Genomic DNA, 15,622 nt, shown 5'->3' on the forward strand with positions numbered 1-15,622 from the left:
GACGGTGATGAACCCCGAGTTGATCAACGACTGTGTGCACTGCGGGTTCTGCCTGCCAACCTGCCCCACCTACGAGCTGTGGGGCGAGGAGATGGACTCCCCGCGCGGACGCATCCACCTGATGAAGCAGCACGTCGAGGGCACCCCGATCACCCCTGAGATGGCCGGCCACTTCGACGCGTGCCTGGGGTGCATGGCGTGCGTCACCGCCTGCCCCTCGGGGGTCCAGTACGACCGGCTGATCGAGTCCACGCGGGCCGAGGTGGAGCGGGCGCACCACCGCCCGCCGGCCGAGCGGGCGTTCCGCGCGCTCGTGTTCGCCCTGTTCCCCTACCCGCGGCGGCTGCGGGCGCTGCGCCTGCCGCTTCGGCTGAGCCGCAGCCTCACGCCGCGGCTGCGCCCCCTGCTCGAACGGGTCGACCCCCGGCTGGCCGCCATGGCCGAGCTCGCGCCGCCCGTCCCGCGCCACCGGGCACGGCTGCCGCGACGGGTGGCCGCGCGCGGCGAGCGCCGGGCGACCGTCGGACTGCTCACCGGATGCGTCCAGGGCGAGTTCTTCCCCGGCGTCAACGCCGCCACGGCGCGCGTCCTGGCGATGGAGGGCTGCGACGTGGTCATCCCGCGAGGTCAGGGGTGCTGTGGCGCGCTGTCGGTGCACTCCGGCCGTCCCGAGGAGGCGGCGAGGTTCGCCCGCCGGACGATCGAGACCTTCGAGCGGGCGGGCGTCGGCACGGTCGTCGTCAACGCCGCCGGGTGCGGGTCCAGCACCAAGGAGTACGCCGACCTGCTCGCCGACGATCCCGCGTGGGCCGCGCGGGCGCGGGCCCTGCGGTTCGCCGACCTGACCGAGTACCTGGCCGAGCTGGGCCCGATCGCCGAACGGCACCCGCTGCCGATCACGGTCGCCTACCACGACGCCTGCCATCTGGCGCACGCCCAGGGCATCCGCGCGCAGCCCAGGGCGCTGCTGGCGGCCGTCCCGGGGCTGCGGCTGCGGGAGATCCCGGACGCGGCGATGTGCTGCGGCTCGGCCGGAACCTACAACCTGTTCCAGCCGGTCGCGGCGCGCGAGCTGGGCGACCGCAAGGCCGCGCGGGTGCTCGGCGTCGGGGCCGACCTGCTGGTCTCGGCCAATCCCGGGTGCACCATGCAGATCGCCGCCGCCGCCCGCCGGCGAGGCGAGCACATCCGTGTCGCCCACACCGCCGAACTCCTCGACGCCTCCCTACGCGGCCTGTCCCCCGTGACCCTCGGCCGGGCGCGATGAGCACGGTCCAGAGCGTCGACCGGGCCCTGGACGTGCTGGAGGCGCTGGCCGACCAGGGCGGGGAGGCGGGGCTGTCGGAGATCGCGGCCCGCACGGGGCTGCCCTACGGGACGATCCACCGGTTGCTGCAGGCGCTGCTGAGCCGGGGATACGTCCGGCAGGAGTCCGACCGCCGGTACGCGCTGGGCGGCGCGCTGATGCGGCTGGGCGGAGCGGCCGAGCGCATGGTCGGCGTGTGGGCGCAGCCGTACCTTTCCAAGCTGGTGGCGCTGTCCGGCGAGACGGCCAACCTCGCGGTGCTGGAGGGCGACTTCGTGGTGTACGTGGCCCAGGCGGCCTCCCCTCGGCGGCTGCGGATGTTCGCCGAGGTGGGCAGGCGGGTCCTGCCGCACAGCACCGCCGTCGGCAAGGTGCTGCTCGCCGACCGGCCGGACGCGGCCGGCATCCTGGCGCGCACGGGCCTGCCCCGCCGGACCGAGCACACGATCACGACGGTCGAGGCGGTGCTGGCCGAGCTGGACGCCGTGCGGTCGCGGGGGTACGCGATGGACTTCGGCGAGGAGGAGCTCGGCGTCCACTGCCTGGCGGTGCCGGTGCGGGACGGGAGCCGGGTGATCGCGGGCATGTCGATCTCGGGACCGGTGGAGCGCATCGAGGCGCTGGACCGCGAGGAGCTGGCCGAAGGCATGCGCGAGATCGCCGCGGACTTCGGGCGCGAGATCTTCCCGGCACACTGACACCGGGCCGCCCGGGGCCGGGTCGTCCGGGACCGGGTCGTCCGGGACCGGGTCGTCCGGAGCGCCTCGCGCCTCATGCTGAGGGGCGGGGCCCGGGACGGGCGCGGGCCGCGGACGAGGGCGAGGGCGAGGGCGAGCCGTGGGCGCCCCGCAGGCCGGCTTCGCGCATGAGCCGTTCGACGCGCTTGCGGCTGACCTCTTCACCCAGATCCGACCGTAGTTTGGCGTAGACGCGCGGCGAGCCGTAGGTGCCGTCGGAGTCGGCGTGTATCCGCCGGATCATCTCGGTGAGTTCCTTGTCCCGGAGGGCGCGCGGCGGCTCCGGACGCCCGAGCCAGTCGTAATAGCCCGATGTCGACACCCGGAGCAGCCGGCAGGCCACCGCGACCGGAACACGGCCGTCGGCGAGCTTACGGATCAGCGAGTAGACCACCTTGGGGGAACGCTCTCCCAGGGCCAGTTCGACCGCCCGCCTGAGAACGTCGTTCTCCGTCTCCAGCCGCTTGTTCCGGCCGCGGAGCTCGGCGAGCTCCTTCCTGACTTCGCGGGCCGGCCGATCCCCGGCGCCGGACCTCGCCTCGGCGGCGTCCCGTTTCAGCCATGTCCGAAGACACGAGCGGCTGATGCCGAGCTCTTTCGCGAGCCTCAGGAGCGATATGTCACCTCGGCGCGCGAGTTCGACCGCACGGCGGCGCAACTCGGGGGGGTGCGGAGGGGGCATGGGCGGTGTGATCTTCTTCTGCTGAGTGCCTGCGGGGCGTCCCAGGGCGCGCACGCGTGCATCCCCCGGTCATCTGACACAGACAAGATGCGTCGCTCACGCGGAGAGTTCGATTTCCGGATCGGTCAACGTGCGGAGTTCCCGGCGGGACGCGGATGGACGAGCCGGATCTTCCGGACCCGGTCCGCGTGCAGGAAGTTCACCCAGACGACGGTGGGCGGGCAGTGGAAGGGATCGTCGGGCGGGTTGATGAGGTCGTTCTCCCAGATGACCACGTCACGGCCGACCACGAGGTCGCCCAGGCGCTGCTGCACACCGGCCTCGAGATCACGGTTCATCGCCCCCAGCAGCCAGCCGAAACCCGGCGTGGTCTCGCCCTTCACCGTGGTGATCTCCACCGCGGGCGAGCAGAGATCCGTCAGCGCCTCCGCGAACGAACCGCTTCCGGCCGCCCGCAGCGTCTCCTCGGCCTGCCTGCGGCGCCTGGTCTCCTGGGCGGCCACGTCGTCGTGGGCCAGGCTCGCCGTCGCCAGCAGTGCCTGCGACAGCTTGGCCCGCGCCTGGCTGAGCCGGCTCCGTACGGTGCCGACGGGGATGCCGCACACTTCCGCGATGTGCTCATAGGCGGTGACCTGGGTGAAATACCGCAACATCGTCACCAGCCGCAGGCGCGGCGAAAGCTCGTCGAGAGCGTGCCAGACCCAGTCCCGCTGGACGTGCCGTTCCAGCAGTTCCGCCGGATCGGGCTCCTCGCGTGGGAGGACCAGCCTCTCCACCGCCTCGACGGGCATCGCTCTGGTGGCGCGCAGGTGCATCCGGCAGACGTTGCGGACGATCGCCCGCAGCCACGGCCCCAGGGCATCGGGATCACGAAGATCCCCGATACGGCGCAACGCGATCAGGACGGCTTCCTGGACGGCGTCCTCGGCATCGGGGCCGTGTCCGAGAATGCTCAGTGCCACCGCCCGCATGTCCGCCTGGTGCCTGGCCAGCAACAGGCCGAGCGAGCAGGCGTCGCCGGATTGGGCCTCGCGAACGAGATCTGCGTCGGCGAACGTGACGGTCCCTCCATATCGGTCAGGTCGGTGACACCGCGACACTGTGCCGAACGCCCGCCGATCTCGCCTCATGGGTCGAGACCGGGACATGGACACGGCCGCGGTGCTCACATGGGGTGCCGGATCCCGATGACCGGCGGCCGTGCCGCGTCCACCGCGACGGACGGCGGCCCGCCTGGTTCAGGCGAGCGAGATGGTGTCGCCGTCGACCTTGATCGGAATCTCGGTCAGGGGTTTGGTGGCCGGGCCGCCCATGACCTTACCGTCGAGCCAGAACATGCTGCCGTGGCACGGGCAGTTGATCATCCCGGAGGAGACGTCGTCCACCAGGCACCCTCGATGTGTGCAGACGGCGCTGAAAGCCCGGAACTTGCCCGCGGCGGGCTGAACGATGACGATCTTGTGGTCCGGGAAGACCTTGCCGCCGTCCTTCGGGATGTCGGAGGTCTTGGCGAGGCTGGTACCGCTCGTCGTGGCGGTGGGTGGGGTGGCGCTCCCGCTGGGTGCGGAGGCACCGGAAGAGGAGGAGCCGATGTCGGCGCTGATCGCGCCTCTGCCGGCGCAGGCGGCCAGGACGGTCGCCAGGCCGGCGCCTCCCACGCCCACGATGGCGGCCCGGCGGGAGGCGCCCGCCGCGGCATCCGTCGTGGACGGTTCCTTTCGCCGGTCGTCGGTCACGGCGCTGAGCGCCTGGCATTCCTGACCAGACTTCGTGCACATACGGTGGTCCTCCAGGTGCTTCCCCTCCGTCGGTCGTGACGCGTGCCGGAGCGGCGTCCCGTGACGGCCGGGGGTGTGTCGGATGGTCGTTCGACTCTCGTCCGAGGTCATCGCGCCTGAACGGCGGCTCCTGAGCGGAACGTCGAGCGGAACACTGAGGAGCTTGCCGGAGTCCCCGTGAAGGTGACCACGTACTTTTCCACACATACCGGACTGTCCGAAAAGCCGTCACCTGCCTGGGCGCGATGACGGAGGCGGAGAGTCGCGACGGGGCGGCGACCGGGCTTGCCGGCGCCGCCCCGAACTCTCCACCCGCGGCGGGAGTCACCCGATCATCGGAAGTCCTCCCCTGCCCCGGCATACGCCGTGTGCGTCCGCGACACGCCGTGGCCGGAGCCCGCGTACGTGGCCCGGCGGTCCGGGAAGCGGACTACCAGCGCCTGCCCGTGTGCAGCTGGCCACGCACCGCGCCGTCGGGGAACTGGGCGGTGTGCAGGTTGGCGTACCACTTCGACGGGTGGTTCTTGATGTCCCTGAGCAGGCTGCTGCTGGCCACGGCGGAGCCGCGCGCGATGTTGCCGCGGATGTCGCCCCTGGACAGCAGGTTGATGACCACGGGACCGTTCACGCCCGCCTTGCCCCGGTGGATGTGGAAGGCCGTCGGCCTGCCGGTCCTGCTCCACTGGACGATGTAGTAGATCCGCTTACCGCTGATGCGGAAGCGGGCCACCGCCCTGCCGTCACGGTCATTGACCTTCTTGCCCGGCTCAGGCACCTCGTTGCGGCCCAGAAGCCCAGCCTCGAAGTAGTACTTCCTTGACGAAGCGGACGTCGCCGTAGTGGCCGTGTGGGCCGTGGCCGCGAGAGTGTGCGCGGCCGACTGGGGCGCCGCGCCGGCGGGCGCGGCGATCACCGTGCCGGCGGCCATCGCCGCGACCGTCCCGGCCGTCGCTCCGACCATGAGTCGTCGCCACGAAATACGCTTGTTGCCGAACTGCTCACCCATGTTGACCGTAATCCTCTCCGCTGCGCCGTGAGTCTGTTTTGTCGCTGTCGACAGCAGGGAAGACAATAGCGGTACTTCTTTGCACAAGACGCGCGATCGACGCCACACGGCTCACCATAAGACCATTGCGGAGGGAGGACCCACACCGTCATCATCAATCACTGATGCCTTTGACCTGGGAAAACATCATTGATGATGATCATCATGAACAATTCCATAGGATGATCTTCAATTCGCCCCATCTCCACCGGTCTCGCGGAAGGACGCCTTTCCCCGCGCAAGGGTGGGCGGCGCGAGAATATCCCCCGTTTCTCCGGACACCCACCCTGAGGCCATTTCGGCAAGGATGCGCGAAACCCGGGGTGCGCGCTTTTCCGGCCCGGTGAACGGCCGACGGAAAAGCGTTCACTACAGGAGATAACAAACCGGCTCGAATTAATTCGGGCCTGTACCTGGACAACCTCGGGATGAAACGGGCCGTGGTCGTCGTCCACAGAGATCGCCGTGTCCACCCGTGCCGGCCAAATTCCAGTGGGGGAGCACTGTCCTGACTCCGGCGAAACGACCGGTCCGTCCGCTCGGCACCGCGAGGTGATCTCAGCTCAGATGTCCGTGCCGCGGGGGAAGATCATGCCCGGGCCGCCCGGGCGTCCCGATGCGCCGCCGGGCGGCCGGCCGGGAACGGCCGGACCCCGCTGCGGGACGGGCGGGTCAGCAGGAGGAGAAGGGCATGGTGCCGACGGGATGGGCGCCGAAGGGGTGCTGGCACAGGGCGAAGTCGGCGCCGAAGGGATCGGACACGACGGCGACCGGCCCACTGCGCGACTCGTACTCGGGGATGTGCACCGACCCGCCCCCCCGGACCACGCGGGCGACCGCCTCGGCGCAGTCGTTCACCCGCAGGTACAGCATCCAGTGGCGGGGCACCCACTCGTACTCGTACGGGACGCGCAACCGACCGCACACCGGCACCTCCCGCACCTTCCAGACGACGTAGTCGTAGTCGACCCCGTCGCCGACCTGGCACTGGCTGTAGCCGAAGATCGAGCGGTAGAAGTCATCGGTCACCCGTGCGTTCCTGGCGTTGACCTCGTTCCAGCACATGGCGCCGACATCCCCGTACAGGCGCGACCCGATGTGGGTGCCCGGCTGCCACAGCCCGAACAGCGTGCCTTCGGGATCGGCGGCCTGGGCGAACCGCCCCTCTCCGGGCAGGGTGGTGGGGAGTATGACCAGCTTGCCGTCGTTGGCCTCGACCCGCACGGCCGAGGCCTCGACGTCGGAGGTCGCGAGGTAGGTGTTCCAGGCCGGGTCAACGTTCTGCAGACCGACCGCCGGCGGGGTGATGGCGGCCACCGGCATGTCGTTGACCAGGCACATCGTGTAGTGCCAGACCTGGGGACCGAGATCGCGGCAGGTCCACCCGAAGACGTCCGCGTAGAAGCGGGCGGCTCGCGGGACGTCGTGCGTGGTGAGCTCCGGCCAGCAGGGCGCGCCGTCCGGGTAGCGCCAGCGCTCCGACATCACAGATCTCCCCCCAGAGACGGTGCCATGTCCTCAGGGGCATACTTCCATCCACGCCGGACCGTGCTTCCGCCGGACCCCCAAGCTTGCCACTACCTGGACATACCCCCACAAATCAACGCATATGCCGTGGGGTCAGCGTGACTGGGGGGTGATGTTGATGGAGCCGTTCTGCGGCACCGGCACCACCTGCACCCTGCCGTCCTGGATGGCCTTCCAGAGGATGGCGCCCTGCGGGCCGAGCACCTTCACCAGGTCCTTGATGGATTCGAGCTCGGTCTTGACCTTGGTGTTGATCTGCTGCTGAGCGAGGTTCTGCTGCTTGGCCGCCTGCTCGGCGGCGAGGGCGTCGATGAGCGACTGCGGCGGCTCGGGCTTCTGGATGGTCAGCACGACATCCCCGCAGTCACCCGAGCCCGCGAAGTTGGGCTGGCAGAAGTAGTCGGCGCCGGCGGTCTCCTTGATGAACTGCCGGGCCAACTGGCCGACCCGCTGCTCCCACTGCTGCTTGGCGTCGGGATCGTTGAACAGCTTCTTCCACTCGAACTCCTGCGAGGCGGCGTCCATAGCACGGTCGAGGGGCTGCTTGAAGTAGAAGTTCAGCATGCGCCGCCAGCCGTCGGAGGACTCGGAACCCTCGAAATACGACCCGTACTTCAGCCCGATCTTCTCGTGGAAGCGGCGCAGGGTCTCACACGAGGTGTTGAGCGTGAACGTCGCCGACCCGGCGACCTCCATCTCCACGTTGTCCTTGGAGACGATGGTGATCGGCTTGGACTCGGCGTCCGGCGAGCCGGAGAAGTCGAAGGTGCGCTGCCCGAACGGATAGGAGTAGGAGGTGTCGCCCGGGCCGAGATAGACGGCGCCGCTGGAGGGGTTGATGCACTTCACGAACTTGATCGCCTCGAAGGGGCCCCCGGCGTAGTGCAGCCTCACCTCGTCGGGCGCCGTGCTCACCTTGGTGCACCCTGTCGCGACGAACCCCAGGACCACGATGGCGATCACCGCGAGCAGGACGCCCCGCAGCAGTAACCGTCCGCGCCTCCCGCCTTGCACGGCGTCACCGGTGCTTTTACGTGCGTTCATCGGCCACCCAATCCTTACTCAGGCTTTACGGTCGGCCGATCCTAGAACACCGGGCCCGAGCGGCGGAGCCACTCTCAAGCCCCTGTGGACAAGCGCCTCCCGCCGCCCGGCGCCTGTGGACGAGCGGCCCGGAGCGCGGAGAGGCGGCCTCAGTCGATCTTCACCCGGGAGACGGGCCTGCCACCGGAACAGTGGACCTCGATCTCGGTCCTGGACTCCCCCTCGAACCGCACCCGCACCTTGTCCCGAGGTCCGCGCTCGGCGTCCTTGACCTCGTAGCCCTGGGCCGGCGTCCACGACAGCAGCCTCACCAGGCCGTCCTCACAGCGAGCCACCACCACTCCCCCTCGCGCCGCGATGACCTTGCTGGTCCCCGCCGGCGTCGACGGCGAGGCGACCGGGCCGGACGGCGAGGCGGACGGGGTGGCCAGCGGGGTGGCGGTGGGCGCCGCTGAGGCGGCCCCTGACCTGGGGGACGAAGCGGCTTCGGGCGAAGAGGCGGCCTGGGCCGCGGAAGAGGACGGGGCCGCGGCAGGGCCGTCGGACGGCGGCGGGCCCCCGGAGAGTGGTGCCGCGGCGTCCAGGGAGCGCCGCACGTCGGCGGGCGAGAGCGCCCTGGTGGCCGAGCCCGTGACGGCGTCCCCGAGGAAGGTGGTCACGACGACGCCGGCGCCGGTGGCCACGGCCGCGGTGACCAGCCAGCCCCCCACCACCAGAAGCGGCCGCCGGTTCACGCCGACCGCGCCCTCAGGCCACCCACGCCCGTGGAGGTGTCCTCGCGGCCGTTCACGTGTGCCTCCGTGGTCGTGGACTCATACGGCCGATGTTCCCTGGCCGAAGCCTAAGGCCGGGTTAAAGGCGACATAACACGGTTCATACCTGTGAGCCGGACCGGTTAGCGTAACCGCCCATGGCCACTGTCCTGCTCGTCGAGGATGACGCGACGATCCGCACCGCCCTCATGCGAGGTCTGCGTGACCGCGGTCACGCCGTGTCCTCCGCGCCGACCGCGCTGGAGGGGCTGCGCATGGCCGTCGCCGAGCGCCCCGACCTGGTCGTCCTGGACCTCGGCCTGCCCGACCTGGACGGGACCGAGATGCTGCGCATGCTCCGGGCGGTCAGCCGGGTGCCGGTGATCGTGGCGACCGCCCGGGACGGCGACGCCGAGGTGGTCCGCCTGCTCGACGCGGGAGCCGACGACTACGTGGTGAAGCCTTTCAGCGCGGCCCAGCTCGACGCCCGCGTCCGCGCGGTCCTCCGGCGCACCGCCGAGAGCCGCACCGACACCTCGGTGACGGTGGGCCACCTGCGACTGGACCCCCGCAGCCGCGAGGCCGTCCTCGCCGGAACCCCCCTGGACCTCACGCCGCGCGAGTTCGACCTGCTGCACTACCTCGCGGTCCGCTCGGGCCAGGTGGTCACCAAGCGGGAGCTGCTCACCGAGGTGTGGCAGGTGCCCTACGGCGGGGCGGACAAGACCGTCGACGTCCATCTGTCGTGGCTGCGCCGCAAACTTGGTGAAACCGCCCAGGAACCCCGCTACCTGCAGACCGTGCGCGGCGTCGGAGTGAAACTGGTCGAGCCGTCATGAGGCGCTGGCTCGCCCTGCTGGTCGCGGCCACCACCTCACTGGTGCTCATCGCGCTGCTGGTGCCGCTCGCACTGCTGGTCCGGGCGCTGGCCGAGAGCAGCGCGGTCACCCAGGCGACCGCCGAGGCGCAGTCGGTCGCGGCGGCGGTCGGGACGGCGGACCTCGCGGGACTCACACTGACCGCCGAGCGCACCTCCGCCGCGAGCGGGCACGCGATCACCGTGTTCCTGCCGGACGGGCGGCTCGCGGGGGCGCCGGCGCCGCGGTCGGCCGCCGCGGAGCTGGCCGCGCGCGGGCAGAGCCTGACGGCCGAGACTCCGGCGGGGCTGGAGGTGCTGGTCGCGGTGCAGGGAGTGCCCGGCGGCACGGCGGTGGTCCGGGCGTTCCTCGGCGAGGACGACCTGCACCGCGGCGTCCGCGAGGTGTGGCTGGGCATGCTGCTCCTCGGGCTCGCGCTGATCGGCGTCGGCATCCTGGTGGCAGACCGCCTGGCCCTGGCGCTGACCCGCCCCATGAGCGGGCTGGCCCGCGTGTCGCACCGGCTGGCCGCGGGGGACCTCACTGCGCGGACCACCCCCGGCGGGCCCGCCGAGGTGCGCGCGGTGGGACTGGCCCTGGACCATCTCGCGGGACGCATCAGCGACCTGCTGGCGGAGGAGCGGGAGACGGCCGCCGACATCTCCCACCGGCTGCGCACGCCCCTCACCGGGCTGCGACTGGAGGTCGAATCGCTGGCCGATCCTGAGGAGGCGACGCGGCTCGGCTTCCGCGTGGACGCGCTGGAGCGCGCCGTGACCTCGGTCATCACGGACGTGCGCCGCCGCTCGCGCGAGCAGGCGAGCTGCGACGCGGCCCAGGTGGTGGCCGAGCGGGTGAGGTTCTGGTCGGTGCTGGCCGAGGACCAGGGACGGACCACGGAGGTGGACGTGCCGCCGGGGCCGCTCACGGTGGCCGTGAGCGCGGCGGAGCTGTCGGCCTGCGTGGACGCGCTGCTCGGCAACGTCTTCGCCCACACCCCCGAGGGCGCGGCCTTCTCCGTGCGACTGGCGCCCGCCGAGGGCGGCGGCGCGCGGCTGGAGATCGCCGACTCCGGGCCGGGGTTCCGTCTCGCCGTGGAAGACGGGCATCTCCTGGAGCGGGGCAGAAGCGGCGCCGGCTCGACGGGCCTTGGCCTGGACATCGCCCGGCGCACCGCCGAGGCGTCCGGCGGTTCCCTGTCCCTGGGACCCGCCCCCACCGGCGGCGCCCGGATCACCCTCCACCTGGCCGCTCCCACCTCACCGGTCACCTGACGCCGCGACCGGAAACGCCCACTGAGTCCCCCGCCGCACAGCGACGCCGAAACCGCCGTCTCCCCGCCGCACAGCGGCGCCGGATTCGCCGTCTTCCCGCCCCGCCGCCCGGCCCCTCGGACAAGAGCTCGGCCCGTCGCTCTTAGGGGGGCCTTAACGTCGCCGCAGCGCGGGGTTAGGGCGGACGGCGGGAGCCTTGGCCCATGACGAACACACACCACTTCGGCAGGACCGCCAGACTCGCCATCGCCGGCGCCGGGATCGTCGCCGTCCTCGGCACCGGAGCCGTCGCCGCCTCGGCCGCATCGGCCCTGGGAGTCTCCTCCGGGAGGACCTCCACCGGCGCCCTGACCCCCGCCGGGACCGGCGGGAGGACCGCCTCGACCACCTCGACGGCCTCCACGGGCTCCACGGGCTCCACGGGCTCCACGGGCTCGACCGTCTCGACGGCGACCGGGACGACGGCCGCGGGCCAGGTCACCGGCTCGTCGATCGGCTACCGGCAGGCGATCAGGATCGCCAAGAAGCGCGTCCCCGGCGCCCGGGTCGGCAAGGTCGAGCGGGAATGGGAGCACGGCCGGCGGGTCTGGAAGGTCGAGTTGCACAAGCGCGGCGTCGAGTACCGCGTCTACGTCTCCGTCAGGACCGGCGCGATCGTCAAGTTCCGCCAGAAGCACGACGACGACTGATCTCGCATCCGTCCCCTACCCCGCGGCGGACGACCGCCGCGGGGCACGGGATGGAGGAGATCCGCACCACGGCCGGCGGACACGACCAGACCGGCGGCCGTTCCCGCCCCCTGAGCCCGCCGCAGCCGCCCGCGTCCCCAGGCCGGCGGTGGTCCGGCCTCTGGGGCATCCGCAACGGCCCGCGTCCCGGTCGGCGACGGTGGTCCGGCCTCTGGGCATCCGCGGCCGCCCGCATCTGGATCAGCGACGGTGGCCCGGTCTCCGGGTCAGCGGCACTGGGTGAGCATGGCGTCTTTGTCGGGGGCGGTGACGGGGAGGTCGTATTTCAGGGCCACCTGGGCGAAGCGGACGGCGTAGGAGCACCGGATGCTCTTGGACGGGGGAAGCCACGTGGCGGGCCCGGAGTCGCCCTTGGAGGAGTTGGTCGAGCCGTCCACCGGCAGCAGGTTCAGCGGGTCGTTGGCGATCTGGACGCGCTGGGACTTGCTCCACCGCGACGCGCCCATCTGCCAGTCGTACGAGAGTGGCATGACGTGGTCGATCTGCACCTCGGCGGCGTCCTGCTTGCTCCACTCGATCGTCTTGTCGGTGTAGGGGTCGTGCAGGGTCATCGAGGTCAGGACGCACTTGGAGCCGGAGCGGTACTTCAGCTTCTCGCCGTCGCGCGCCAGGACGTCGTTCCTGGTGTCGCAGCCGTTGTGCGCGAACGGGATGGACTCGGCGTTGTCCGCCCAGGCATACCCGAACTCGTCGCGGCTGTAGCCGGTCTTGGGGCCGCGTCCCTTGGTCGGCACCTTCTCGATGATCGCCACCGCGGCGGCGCGGTCCTTGGCGGACTTGATCGTCCCGAGGCCGCGATCGGTGCCTTTGGGATTGTCGAGCGGGCTGACACCGGTCGAGCCGCCGCCGCCGTCTCCGCCCGGCCCGCCGTCGGTCCCGATCCCCGCGTTGCCGGCATCGAGGGAACCACATGCCGTGAGCATGACGGCCGCCGCCGCTCCGGCAACGATCGCGCGAGATCCACGCAGGCGCACTGCCACCCCCAGGTAAACGAGAAGTAATGCCTAGGTATAGCAAGTACCCACGAAAGTAGCGATTACGGCAAACCGCGACAGCAAGATCCGCCGACCGGCGGGCCACCCCGACGTCACTACCGACCTCCGAAACGATCAAGCGTGCCGCGCCGGAGGAGCTCAGGACGATCGCGACCTCATGGGGCGACCAGGCTCCCGTCCGCCCGCGGAATCGCCCGTCGAGCCGGAACCGCGCCGGCGACGCGGGGAGGACGAAGCGGCCCCCGGCGAGCGTGACGCTCGGCCGGGGGCCGGCCGGCGCCCCTGAGGTGCTCAGGGGCGCCGCGGTGGATCGGAGTCCGCACTGGACTCAGACGCCGCGAAGGATCAGAGCCCGTTCTGGATCAGACGCCGCGGTGCGGCAGAAGCCCCGGTGGAACGAACGCCACCGTGGCTCAGACGCCACCGCAGGTCCGACGCCACCGTGGATCAGACGCCACCGCAGGTCCGACGCCACCGTGGCTCAAACGCCACCGTGGATCAGACGCCACCGCAGGTCGGACACCGCGATGGGTCAGAGCCCGTACTCCTTGGTGATGCGCTCGTGGCGCTCGACCTCGATGCCGGCGCTCCTGGCCAGGTCGAGCCAGGCCAGAGGGTGGCTCCAGCGCTCGGTGGCGTCGTCGAGCAGGGCGTCGAGCTCGACCGCCTCGACCCCCGGCGGCACGGCGATCCAGCCGTAGACGCCCTGGAGTCGCTCGCCGCTGGAGGGGTGGGTGACCGAGTAGTTCTCGTCGCTGTAGACCCACATGGGCCAGCCGCGCTCGGCCAGGACCTCGTTGAACTCGGTCCAGTCTTCCTCGCTCGGGGCGGCGCCGTCGAAGAACCAGCTGGTGTAGCCGCCCGGGCGCAGCATCGCCACGCCGGCGAACGGGATGACGTAGTTCTCCTGCTCCTCGGCGCTGTCGGGGACCGGCTCCAGCGGGCGGGGGTCGATGACCACGATGTCGCCGGCGTTGTAGTCCATGCCGCGGGGCTGCGGGATGAGCAGCCGCGCGGTGGCCGGGCCGGTGCGTACCGAGAGCACCTCGCGGCGGCTGCCGTCGGAGACGGGCAGGACGACCCGGACGAGGTGCCACTCTTCCTCGATGGGGCCCTCGGCGGACTCGATCGGCATGCCGAGCTTGGCCGCGCCCTCGCGCACGAGCGCCCAGTCTTCCGAGGCGGTCGCCATGACGATCATGCGCCAGACGTCCTCCTCCTCGCCGGCGTCGGACTCGACCAGCTCACGCAGGATGGCCGCGCCCTTGACGTTGTCCCCGAGCTGCTGGGCGGCCCCGGCGAGCAGCCGGCGGGCCTCCAGCGCGACCGTGCCCTGCGCGCCGGAGGAGAGCGACTGCTCGGCCTCCGCCGCGGTCTCGGCCCAGCGCTCGCGCGCCCGGTGCAGACGGGAAAGCGCCAGGTGGGACGAGGCCGGGGGCAGCATGGCCGCGAAGCGCTCGAGCCGCTCGTCCTGCTCGGCCTCGATCAGCACACCGGTGAGGTAGGCGACGTCCTCGTCGTCCGCGGCGGCCGGGTCGGCGTCATCGACGATCGTCTTCCACAGGATGTCGGCGCCCAGCGGCGCGTACCCGAGGAAGCCGAGGGTGGTGGTGTGCCGGCGGGTGGCCTCCAGGTCGGTGCCGGACAGCGGCCACAGCCAGCCGACCCAGCGCTCGGGGTCGGCGTTGTGGCCGTCGGCGGCGTCGAAGTAGGCGACCAGCTCGGGCTGCGGGCCCGGCGGCGGGGGCGGCACGGCGGCGTCGGCCGCGGAGCGCAGAGCGGCCACCCGCTCGGGCAGCCCTTCGGTGACGCGCAGGTCGCCCAGCCACGCCTCGGCGAGGTCGGCGAGCGCGCGGACCTGCCAGACGCCCTGCCGGGCCACGGCCAGTTCTCCGGCGATGAGCGCCAGCTCGACCCGCCCGCGGTGCACTCCCATCGCCTCGAAGTAGGACATCCACTGACGCAGCACCCGGCCGAGCTGCCAGGTGTTGCTGATCACCCCGTCGAGCAGGCGGACGGCCCTGGCCCACTCGACCCAGTCGCGCGGGTGCTCGCCGACCACGTCCAGGTCGGGAAGGGCCTCCAGCCCCTCGGCCTTGCGGCCCGCCGAGGCCAGCACCAGCGCGCGCAGCACCCCCTCGCGGTGGTCCTTCGCCACAGGGTCGTCCGCCGGGAACTCCTTGGCGGCGTCGAGCTCGGTGAGCGCCTCCATGGTGCGGCCGGCGGCGAGCAGCGCCCGCACACCCGCGGCCGCGAGCTCCCAGCTCACCTGCCCGTCGGCGCTCCTGCGCCCGGCGGCGGCGGACTCGTAGTAGGTGACGGCCTGCTCGACCTCGCCCTTGTCGGACAGCGCCGCGATGTACTGGGTGACCAGCCCGCAATAGGCCGGGGAGTCGGGGCGCAGGCCGTCGAGCGCGGCGCCCAGCGCGGCCAGGCGCTCGGCGGCGTACCCGGGGCCGTCGGTGTTGGCCTGGGCGACGGCCAGCGCCTCGATGGCGGCCGGAACGGAAGGACACTCTTTGGTGTCCTCACGGTGCGCGAACTCGACCAGCGCCTCGGCGTCGCCGAGGGCGGCCGCGCCCTGGGCGCGGTCGCCGATGCGGCTCACCAGGTGCCAGTGGCGGGCGAACAGCTCCAGCCAGGGCAACTCCAGCGTCTCCGCCTGCTGGGCCACCGCCGGCGCCATCACGTCGAGCTGGGCGTACCGGCCCTCGAAAGCCTGCGCGGGCAGGTCACCCAGCGCGATCGCCAGCCCGGTGTTCCCCGCTTCGTGCAGTTGCCGCTGGGTGTCTGCGACCCAGGCCCAGATGTCCACGTCCATGGCAGGTCAGTCTGCCAGTTCACAGAGCATGTCCCAAACATGCGGGCGGTGCGGT

At 71.6% G+C, this 15,622-nt stretch carries 14 protein-coding genes; 5 read left to right on the plus strand and 9 right to left on the minus strand.

Going from position 1 to position 15,622, the window contains the following annotated elements:
- Positions 1-7 precede the first annotated feature (7 nt).
- Positions 8-1,267 (plus strand): heterodisulfide reductase-related iron-sulfur binding cluster, encoded by a 1,260-nt coding sequence (locus ABZU32_RS01110; protein ID WP_354915421.1) that lies wholly within the window; start codon positions 8-10, stop codon positions 1,265-1,267.
- Positions 1,264-2,004 (plus strand): IclR family transcriptional regulator, encoded by a 741-nt coding sequence (locus ABZU32_RS01115; RefSeq protein ID WP_354915424.1) that lies wholly within the window; start codon positions 1,264-1,266, stop codon positions 2,002-2,004. The genes ABZU32_RS01110 and ABZU32_RS01115 overlap by 4 nt, the downstream gene beginning before the upstream one ends.
- A 73-nt stretch (positions 2,005-2,077) precedes the next feature.
- Here the strand turns inward: ABZU32_RS01115 and ABZU32_RS01120 are convergent, their stop codons facing one another.
- The 7 genes from ABZU32_RS01120 to ABZU32_RS01150 form a co-directional block, all read right to left on the minus strand.
- Positions 2,078-2,779: an IS3 family transposase gene (locus tag ABZU32_RS01120; RefSeq protein ID WP_354915427.1), complete on the minus strand. Its 702-nt coding sequence runs from the start codon at positions 2,777-2,779 to the stop codon at positions 2,078-2,080.
- 71 nt (positions 2,780-2,850) lie between these two features.
- A complete protein-coding gene (locus ABZU32_RS01125; RefSeq protein WP_354915430.1) occupies positions 2,851-3,873 on the minus strand; it encodes a sigma-70 family RNA polymerase sigma factor in 1,023 nt (340 codons plus the stop codon).
- 90 nt (positions 3,874-3,963) lie between these two features.
- Positions 3,964-4,503 carry a Rieske (2Fe-2S) protein gene (locus ABZU32_RS01130; RefSeq protein ID WP_354915432.1) on the minus strand — a complete coding sequence of 180 codons (540 nt, stop codon included), beginning with the start codon at positions 4,501-4,503 and terminating at the stop codon, positions 3,964-3,966.
- Positions 4,504-4,933: 430 nt separating this feature from the next.
- Complete coding sequence (locus ABZU32_RS01135) at positions 4,934-5,509, minus strand: CHRD domain-containing protein (protein ID WP_354915435.1); 576 nt, start codon at positions 5,507-5,509, stop codon at positions 4,934-4,936.
- A 711-nt stretch (positions 5,510-6,220) separates the two neighbouring features.
- Entirely contained in the window at positions 6,221-7,033 is an 813-nt protein-coding gene (locus ABZU32_RS01140) for a VOC family protein (protein WP_354915438.1), read from the minus strand.
- 135 nt (positions 7,034-7,168) lie between these two features.
- Positions 7,169-8,119: an SPFH domain-containing protein gene (locus ABZU32_RS01145; protein ID WP_354915441.1), complete on the minus strand. Its 951-nt coding sequence runs from the start codon at positions 8,117-8,119 to the stop codon at positions 7,169-7,171.
- Between the two features lie 149 nt (positions 8,120-8,268).
- Positions 8,269-8,853, minus strand: coding sequence for a hypothetical protein (locus ABZU32_RS01150; RefSeq protein ID WP_354915444.1), 585 nt, complete (start codon positions 8,851-8,853; stop codon positions 8,269-8,271).
- 176 nt (positions 8,854-9,029) lie between these two features.
- Between ABZU32_RS01150 and ABZU32_RS01155 the strand changes: the two genes are divergently transcribed.
- From ABZU32_RS01155 to ABZU32_RS01165, 3 genes are all read left to right on the plus strand, one after another.
- Complete coding sequence (locus tag ABZU32_RS01155; protein WP_354915447.1) at positions 9,030-9,710, plus strand: response regulator transcription factor; 681 nt, start codon at positions 9,030-9,032, stop codon at positions 9,708-9,710.
- On the plus strand, positions 9,707-11,002 hold the full coding sequence (locus tag ABZU32_RS01160; RefSeq protein WP_354915449.1) for a HAMP domain-containing sensor histidine kinase: 1,296 nt from the start codon (positions 9,707-9,709) through the stop codon (positions 11,000-11,002). Before ABZU32_RS01155 ends, ABZU32_RS01160 begins: the two co-directional genes overlap by 4 nt.
- Before the next feature lie 203 nt (positions 11,003-11,205).
- A complete protein-coding gene (locus tag ABZU32_RS01165; RefSeq protein ID WP_354915452.1) occupies positions 11,206-11,691 on the plus strand; it encodes a PepSY domain-containing protein in 486 nt (161 codons plus the stop codon).
- 266 nt (positions 11,692-11,957) lie between these two features.
- Here ABZU32_RS01165 and ABZU32_RS01170 read toward each other — a convergent pair whose 3' ends face one another.
- On the minus strand, positions 11,958-12,674 hold the full coding sequence (locus ABZU32_RS01170; protein ID WP_354915455.1) for an HNH endonuclease family protein: 717 nt from the start codon (positions 12,672-12,674) through the stop codon (positions 11,958-11,960).
- A 604-nt stretch (positions 12,675-13,278) separates the two neighbouring features.
- Entirely contained in the window at positions 13,279-15,567 is a 2,289-nt protein-coding gene (locus tag ABZU32_RS01175; RefSeq protein WP_354915458.1) for a tetratricopeptide repeat protein, read from the minus strand.
- Positions 15,568-15,622 lie beyond the last annotated feature (55 nt).

The sequence above is a fragment of the Sphaerisporangium sp. NPDC005288 genome, assembly GCF_040607475.1.
Taxonomy (GTDB): Bacteria; Actinomycetota; Actinomycetes; order Streptosporangiales; family Streptosporangiaceae; genus Sphaerisporangium; species Sphaerisporangium rhizosphaerae.

Excerpts from the sequence above, each read along its gene's own strand:
- ABZU32_RS01110 (WP_354915421.1), top strand. The coding sequence starts at position 8 with ATGAACCCCGAGTTGATCAACGACTGTGTGCACTGCGGGTTCTGCCTG.
- ABZU32_RS01175 (WP_354915458.1), bottom strand. The coding sequence starts at position 15,567 with ATGGACGTGGACATCTGGGCCTGGGTCGCAGACACCCAGCGGCAACTG.
- ABZU32_RS01145 (WP_354915441.1), bottom strand. The coding sequence starts at position 8,119 with ATGAACGCACGTAAAAGCACCGGTGACGCCGTGCAAGGCGGGAGGCGC.
- ABZU32_RS01130 (WP_354915432.1), bottom strand. The coding sequence starts at position 4,503 with ATGTGCACGAAGTCTGGTCAGGAATGCCAGGCGCTCAGCGCCGTGACC.
- ABZU32_RS01165 (WP_354915452.1), top strand. The coding sequence starts at position 11,206 with ATGACGAACACACACCACTTCGGCAGGACCGCCAGACTCGCCATCGCC.
- ABZU32_RS01115 (WP_354915424.1), top strand. The coding sequence starts at position 1,264 with ATGAGCACGGTCCAGAGCGTCGACCGGGCCCTGGACGTGCTGGAGGCG.
- ABZU32_RS01155 (WP_354915447.1), top strand. The coding sequence starts at position 9,030 with ATGGCCACTGTCCTGCTCGTCGAGGATGACGCGACGATCCGCACCGCC.
- ABZU32_RS01125 (WP_354915430.1), bottom strand. The coding sequence starts at position 3,873 with ATGTCCCGGTCTCGACCCATGAGGCGAGATCGGCGGGCGTTCGGCACA.
- ABZU32_RS01170 (WP_354915455.1), bottom strand. The coding sequence starts at position 12,674 with ATGCTCACGGCATGTGGTTCCCTCGATGCCGGCAACGCGGGGATCGGG.
- ABZU32_RS01140 (WP_354915438.1), bottom strand. The coding sequence starts at position 7,033 with ATGTCGGAGCGCTGGCGCTACCCGGACGGCGCGCCCTGCTGGCCGGAG.
- ABZU32_RS01135 (WP_354915435.1), bottom strand. The coding sequence starts at position 5,509 with ATGGGTGAGCAGTTCGGCAACAAGCGTATTTCGTGGCGACGACTCATG.
- ABZU32_RS01160 (WP_354915449.1), top strand. The coding sequence starts at position 9,707 with ATGAGGCGCTGGCTCGCCCTGCTGGTCGCGGCCACCACCTCACTGGTG.